The organism is Chloroflexota bacterium (genome assembly GCA_013152435.1).
In the GTDB taxonomy this organism is placed as follows: Bacteria; Chloroflexota; Anaerolineae; order DUEN01; family DUEN01; genus DUEN01.
The window spans coordinates 1-6650 of record JAADGJ010000051.1 but is presented as its reverse complement, the minus strand read 5'-3'; the positions used below and the strand labels follow the sequence as shown (position 1 = coordinate 6650).

Below are 6650 nucleotides of genomic sequence, written 5' to 3'. Positions count from 1 at the left end.
TAGCCCCTCCGAGCCACCCCAGAGATGCGGGGTCACGCTTCTGTATCGCTTAACTTGATACCAATGGGGAGACTCACGAATCGCCCCTCCCTTACGAGACGGCCCTCGCAGGCCCACCGACATCCGATAGGGAGATCACCACATCCTACAAAAAACGCAGAGAGAAACATCGATGTCCTACACGCTTCGTCCCGATGATCCTCGCCTTACGTGGTATGGCGCCGTCTCCGTACAGCACACCGAAAAATGGGCGATGCCATGGCGCATCCCTCATCAGGACCGCGCCCTCTTCCCCCCTGATGCCCTTCAGGAGCGGGCGGCCATGCCCGCTGGGGTCCGGATCGCCTTCCGCAGCGATACCACGCTGGTCGCCGGGGAGATCGTCCCTTATCCGGAAATGGCCGGGATCGACATCTGCTGCGATGGCGAGCTGTTGGGCTCGGCCGAGCTGGACGGCAGAGATCGCTTCCGGTTCGATGGGCTGCCCGCCGGCGAGAAGGTGATCGAGTTATGGCTGCCCCAGTTCGGCGAGTTCCGCCTGCGCTCCCTGGAGCTCAGCGATGGGGTAAGCGTGGCCCCGTTCGAGGATAAGCGGCCGCGCTGGATCACCTACGGCAGCTCCATCACCCAGTGCCGGGCGGCCGCCTCGCCCACGCAGACCTGGCCGGCCATCGTGGCCCGCGGGCATGGGCTGAACCTGACCTGTCTGGGCTTCGGCGGCCAGTGCCATCTCGATCCGATGATCGCCCGCATGATCCGGGACCTGCCCGCCGACTATCTCTCCATGTGCGTGGGGATCAACATCTACGGGGCCAGCAGCCTGAACCTGCGCACCTTTCGGCCGGCCATCATCGGCTTCGTGCAGATCGTCCGGGAGCGGCATCCGGACGTGCCGTTCGTCGTCATGTCGCCCATCTATTCGCCGCCGCGGGAGGACACGCCCAACGCGGTCGACATGACCCTGAGAATCATGCGGGAGGAGGTGGAGGCCGCGGTGGAGACCCTGCGGGCCCACGGCGACCGTCATCTGCACTACGTCAACGGGCTGGAGATCCTGGGGCCGGGGTATGAGCATCTCCTGCCGGACGAACTGCATCCGAACGCGGAGGGGTATCGGGTTATGGGGCGGAGCTTCCTGCAGAAGGTAGCCGCTCGATACTTTACCGGCAACGGGGTCGCGTGACGCTCCGTTCCGTGTGGGGGGGATGGAAGCAGGTTGAGATAGGAGGAGAGCGGCTGCCGTGCCCTCCCAACAGCAGGCGGAGCTCCCATGCTCCGTCTGCGGCGGCGTGGAAGTTACCGTCGCTGCTTTCGTCGCCCGGGCAAGGAACTCTACTCGTGCTTGTGTCGCCTCGAGAATAGACCGGAAGCGGGCTACAAGCGGCCGTTGTTCTCCTGGTTGTCGATCGGTAGTAAGGGCGACCCGCCGGGTCGCCCCTACGGGTTCAGTTGATGCGGATGGGGTGCAAGGCCTTGCGCTCCTGTCGGGGAGCGGGTAAGGAGACCTGCTCCACTTGTCTTGTGTCTTGCCCTGTCGTGCCGATGGGGAACATGATGGGAGGTGTCGGTATGGAACCGGTAAGGCTGGGCGTGGTCGGGTGCGGCGTGATCGGGCGCGTGCACCTGCAGATGGCCACGGATTCGCCGCTGATCGACGTCGTCGCCGTCGCCGACCTGCGCGAGCAAGCTGCCCGGGAGGCGGCCGAGCGATTCGGCGTGGGGACGGTATACACCGATGCGGACGACCTGTTCGCTGACCCGCAGGTGGAGGCGGTGGTGCTCGCGCTGCCCGCCCGCGATCGCACCGAGCTGGCGCTGCGCGCCTTCGCCGCCGGCAAGCACGTGCTGACCGAGAAGCCCGTGGCCATGAACGCGGGCGAGGTGGAGCGGATGATCCGGGCCCGTGGCGATCTGGTCGCCGGCTGCTGCTCGTCTCGCTTCCGCTTCCTCCCGTCCGCCCGGGCGGCGTCCGATCTGATCGCCAGCGGGGCCCTGGGGGATCTGCGCGTGCTGCACTGCCGGGCCGTCAAGGCCGCCGGGAGGCCCCCCGAGATGACGCCGCCGGCCTGGCGCCTGAATCGCTCGCTCAACGGCGGGGGGATCCTGACCAACTGGGGCTGCTACGATCTGGACTACCTGCTGGGCATCACCGGCTGGTCGCTCCGGCCGAGGCTGGTGTTGGCCCAGACCTGGACGGTGCCGCCCCAGTTCGAGTCACACGTGGCGCCGGGCTCCGACGCGGAGACCCACTTCGCGGCGTTCATCCGTTGTGAGGACGGGACCGTCATCACGCTGGAGCGCGGCGAGTACATGGCCGCCCAGACCGAGGAGGCCTGGCGGGTCGTCGGCACCAAGGGCTCGCTGCGGCTGCAGATGACCCCGGGCCAGGGCAAGGCGGTGGTGCACGATGATACGACGACCGAGGATGGCGTCGTGTCCAGGACGATCTGGGAGGGCGATGAGGACTACGCCATGACCCATGCCGGCCCGGTGCAGGACTTCGCCGCGGCGATCCGGGAGGGCCGGCAGCCCGAAACGAGCCTGGAGCGGGCGCTGATCGTACAGAAGATCACCGACGCGATCTACGCCTCGGCCGAGCGGGGCGTAGCCGTTGAGATCGAATGACCGGGAGGCCGAAGATGAAGTACGCGTTCATGAGCTTTTCCTGTCCCCAGTTGAGCCTGGATGAGATGCTGACGCTGGCGAAGCGGTATGGCTACGACGGCATCGAGCCGAGGATCAGCGCCGGGCATGCGCACGGCATCGAGCTCGACGCCGACGCGACCCGGCGGAGGGAGGCCCGGCAGAAGGCGATCGACAGCGGCATCGAGATCTGCTGCATCGCCACCTCCTGCCGATACGCGGACCCGGCGACCGCGCGGGAGCAGGTCGACGAGACGTTGCGGTGCATCGACCTGGCGGCGGACGTCGGGGCCCCGCGCATCCGGGTGTTCGGCGGCGCCATTCCAGAGGGCGTGAGCCGCGAGGAGGCGATCGATCTCCTGGCCGAGTCCCTGCGCGCCGTCGCCGGGCACGCGCGGGAGCGGGGCGTGGTGGTCTGCCTGGAGACCCACGACGATTGGTGCGACCCGGATCACGTGGCCGAGGTCATGCGTCGGGTGAATCATCCCGCCGTCGCGGTGAACTGGGACGTGATGCATCCGGTTCGGCAGGCCGGGAGGACCGTTGATCAGGCGTTTCAGATCCTGCGCCCGTGGATCCGGCACGTCCACGTCCACGACGGATCCGCCCGCCTGGATCGGCTGGAGCTCCGGCCCATCGGCGAGGGGGATATCGACATTCGGCGTGCGATGGAGCTGCTGAAGGCCATCTCTTATGATGGCTATCTGAGCGGGGAGTGGATCGACTGGGAGCCCTATGAGGTGCATCTGCCTCGGGAGCTGGCGACCATGAGGCGTTACGAGGACGAGATATCCTGAAGGAAAGAGGAGGCGTGAGTCTACGATGGGCAATGTGTTGGTGTTGTACGACAGCGCGACGGGTCATACGGCGAAGATGGCGGAGCATGTGGCGCGAGGCGCCCGCGGTGTGCCGGGCATGGAGGTGCGCCTGAAGTCGGTGGACGAGGCGACCCCGGAGGACATCCGGTGGTGTGATGGTCTGGCCGTGGGTTCGCCGACCAATCTGGGCGTGCTCTCGTGGAAGATGAAGCGGTTCTGGGATGAGGCGGCGAGGGAGATATGGGGCAAGGTGGATGGCAAGATCGCCTGCGCCTTCTCGTCGTCCGGCGGGTGGGGCGGCGGCGCGGAGCTGACCTGCCTATCGCTGCTGACCGTGCTCATGAACTTCGGCTTCCTGGTGTTCGGCGTGACGGACTACGTGGCCCAGCAGTTCACATTGCACTACGGCGCCGTGCTGGCCGGCGAGCCCCGGGCGGAACGGGAGATCGCTGCCTGCGCTCGGCTGGGCGAGCGGCTGGCCCAGTGGGTGGCCGTGTACGTAGACGGCCGCAACGAGTTGCACCCGGTCCTCGGCAGGCGGTAGCGGCGGTAACGGTAGCGGCGATTCATGAATCGCCGCTACCGTGCCGCTATTATGTCTCAATTGGCTTCCTCCTATGCAACTGGTATAATAAGGGTGTATTACGATCAGGATATCGAGCGAGGATAGGTATGGATACTGTGAAAATTTCACCCAAATTTCAGATCGTGATTCCCAATAGGATCCGCAAATCACTCGGTCTCCATCCCGGCCAGAAAATCAGAGTTTTCCTGTACGATAATCGCATTGAGTTGATCCCTATCCGTCCTGTCCAGGAAGCGCGCGGCTTCTTGAAGGGAATCGACACCTCCATCGAGCGGGAGTCGGATCGGCTATGAATGTTGTGGATTCAAGCGGCTGGCTGGAGTACTTCGCGGACGGGCCGAACGCGGAGTTTTTCGCCCCGGCGATCGAGAAGACTTCAGAGTTGATCGTTCCCACCCTTAGCCTGTATGAGGTATTCAAAAAGGTTCTCCAACAGCGTGGAGAGGGCGCGGCGCTGCAGGCGATTGCCGTGATGATGGAAGGGGAGGTGGTGGATCTAACAGCCGAGCTGGCGTTGATGGCGGCGAAGTTATCGGTGGAAAGGAAGCTGCCCATGGCCGACAGCGTGATGCTCGCGACGGCGCTTGCACATGATGCTACTTTGTGGACCCAGGATGCCGATTTCAAAGACGTGGAGAACGTACGATATATCGAGAAGACCCGGTAGGTAGCGATCGGTAGATTGGAAGATGGGTAGCAGCGATTCATGAATCGCCGCTACCCATTGCAGCGATAGCGTTTATCCTTCGTTATCCGTCATTGCGGAGGTACATCCATGAGCCGTCCCAACATCCTGTATATCCACTCGCATGATACTGGCCGGTACGTGCAGCCGTACGGCCACGCCGTGCCCACGCCCAACATCCAGCGGCTGGCCGAGGAGGGCGTCCTCTTCCGACAGGCGTTCTGCGCCGCGCCCACCTGCTCACCCAGCCGGGCGGCGCTGCTCACCGGCCAGTCTGCCCACAGCAGCGGCATGATCGGCCTAGCCCATCGCGGCTTCTCGCTGCACGACTACCACCAGCACATCGTCCACACGCTGCGCGGGGCCGGGTACACGTCCACGCTCATTGGCGTCCAACACGTGGCCCAGGACGCCAGTGTCATCGGCTACGATCGCATCGTGCCCGTGGAGAGCAACCGGGCCGAGCACGTGGCCCCGGCGGCCGCGGCGTTCCTGAAGAGCCGTCCATCGCAGCCGTTCTTCCTCTCCGTGGGCTTCATCGAGACCCACCGCGAGTTTCACGAGCCCGGCCCACAGGAGGACCCGCGCTTCTGCCTGCCGCCCCATCCGCTGCCCGATACGCCGGAGACCCGGCGGGACATGGCCGCGTTCAAGGCCAGCGCCCGCGTACTGGACTGGGGCATCGGCACGGTGCTGGACGCACTGGAGGAGAGCGGCCTGGCGGAGGACACGCTGGTCATCTGCACCACGGACCACGGCATCGCCTTCCCAGGCATGAAGTGCAACCTGACCGATCACGGCATCGGCGTCATGCTCATTATGCGCGGCCCCGGCGGTTTCACCGGCGGCCGGGTGATCGACGCCATGGTCTCCCACATCGACATCTTCCCCACGATCTGCGATCTGCTGGAGATTGAGCGGCCGCCCTGGCTGCAGGGGGAGTCGCTGCTGCCGCTGATCCGCGGCGAGGCGGACGAGATCCATGAGGAGATCTTCGCCGAGGTGACGTACCACGCCGCGTACGAGCCGCAGCGGGCTGTGCGCACCCGGCGTTGGAAGTACATCCGGCGCTTCGACGGCCGCGATCGGCCGGTGCTGCCCAACTGCGACGATGGCCCCAGCAAGGACGTATGGTTACAGCACGGCTGGCGGGATCGGCCCGTGGCGACGGAGCAGCTTTACGATCTGGTCTTCGATCCCAACGAGACGCGCAACCTGGTCGATGATCCGGCCCTGGCGGGGGTGTTGGAGGAGATGCGCGGCCGGCTGGAGCGGTGGATGCGCGCCACCGACGATCCGTTGCTGCGGGGACCGGTGCCCGCGCCGCCCGGCGCCCGGGTGAACGATCCCGATGGCCTGTCGCCACGGGAGCCGGCGCGAACGGTCGGATCTTCAGGATGAGGCTGTAAATCTCCCGCCTCCGTCATCCTTATTCCGAATGCCTCCTGATGAGCGGCAAATAGATGAGAGCCTTGTGCTCGACGATGAAGGTATGCTCGATAGCGTAACCGGTGGTTGAGGTCCGCACGGCTTGCCAGTAGTCGGCGTTGCTCATGGTGAGGTCGGTGCTTGGACGGCCGTTCTTCGGATGGACGTGTACGGAGCAAGGGACGGATTCCGGCGGTAACTCCAGATATACCAGGGCCCCCGTCGCCTGTGGGACCTCGATCTGGTAAGCGTAGCTGAAGTACTCGTGGGGAGACGGATAGATGACCTCTATGTATAATGTGTTGTCACCTACAGGGCGGCCGTCAGGATCTCGGAAATTCAGCTTGAGATAGGCCCCGGGGACGCGCGGCGGGCTCCGCCGGCTTGGACGCGCTCCGTCGGCCGCCCTGCCGATCTCTTCGTCGGGATCATATATGCAGTTGTCGTTCGTGTCCGCGAAGAAGCCATGTAACACGAAGAGCTCATCCAG

8 protein-coding genes are annotated in these 6650 nt (G+C 65.0%); 7 read left to right on the top strand and 1 reads right to left on the bottom strand.

Translation table 11 applies throughout. From position 1 onward, the window contains the following. The first annotated feature begins 172 nt into the window (after window positions 1-172). The 7 genes from GXP39_06360 to GXP39_06330 all read left to right on the top strand — a co-directional run bounded on the left by GXP39_06360 (window position 173) and on the right by GXP39_06330 (window position 6133). Window positions 173-1183 (top strand): GDSL family lipase, encoded by a 1011-nt coding sequence (locus GXP39_06360; protein ID NOZ27661.1) that lies wholly within the window; start codon window positions 173-175, stop codon window positions 1181-1183. A 386-nt stretch (window positions 1184-1569) separates the two neighbouring features. Then, complete coding sequence (locus GXP39_06355; protein NOZ27660.1) at window positions 1570-2625, top strand: Gfo/Idh/MocA family oxidoreductase; 1056 nt, start codon at window positions 1570-1572, stop codon at window positions 2623-2625. A 14-nt stretch (window positions 2626-2639) separates the two neighbouring features. Next, complete coding sequence (locus GXP39_06350; protein NOZ27659.1) at window positions 2640-3440, top strand: sugar phosphate isomerase/epimerase; 801 nt, start codon at window positions 2640-2642, stop codon at window positions 3438-3440. A 25-nt stretch (window positions 3441-3465) separates the two neighbouring features. Further along, on the top strand, window positions 3466-4005 hold the full coding sequence (locus tag GXP39_06345; GenBank protein NOZ27658.1) for a flavodoxin family protein: 540 nt from the start codon (window positions 3466-3468) through the stop codon (window positions 4003-4005). Window positions 4006-4133: 128 nt separating this feature from the next. Continuing rightward, complete coding sequence (locus tag GXP39_06340; protein ID NOZ27657.1) at window positions 4134-4340, top strand: AbrB/MazE/SpoVT family DNA-binding domain-containing protein; 207 nt, start codon at window positions 4134-4136, stop codon at window positions 4338-4340. Then, a complete protein-coding gene (locus GXP39_06335; GenBank protein ID NOZ27656.1) occupies window positions 4337-4714 on the top strand; it encodes a type II toxin-antitoxin system VapC family toxin in 378 nt (125 codons plus the stop codon). Before GXP39_06340 ends, GXP39_06335 begins: the two co-directional genes overlap by 4 nt. Before the next feature lie 108 nt (window positions 4715-4822). Further along, the gene (locus GXP39_06330) at window positions 4823-6133 is read left to right on the top strand and encodes a sulfatase (protein ID NOZ27655.1); all 1311 of its coding nucleotides are present in this window, start codon (window positions 4823-4825) and stop codon (window positions 6131-6133) included. Between the two features lie 28 nt (window positions 6134-6161). Here the strand turns inward: GXP39_06330 and GXP39_06325 are convergent. Beyond that, window positions 6162-6650 (bottom strand): hypothetical protein (locus GXP39_06325; GenBank protein NOZ27654.1); only part of this gene is annotated, 489 nt, incomplete at its 5' end.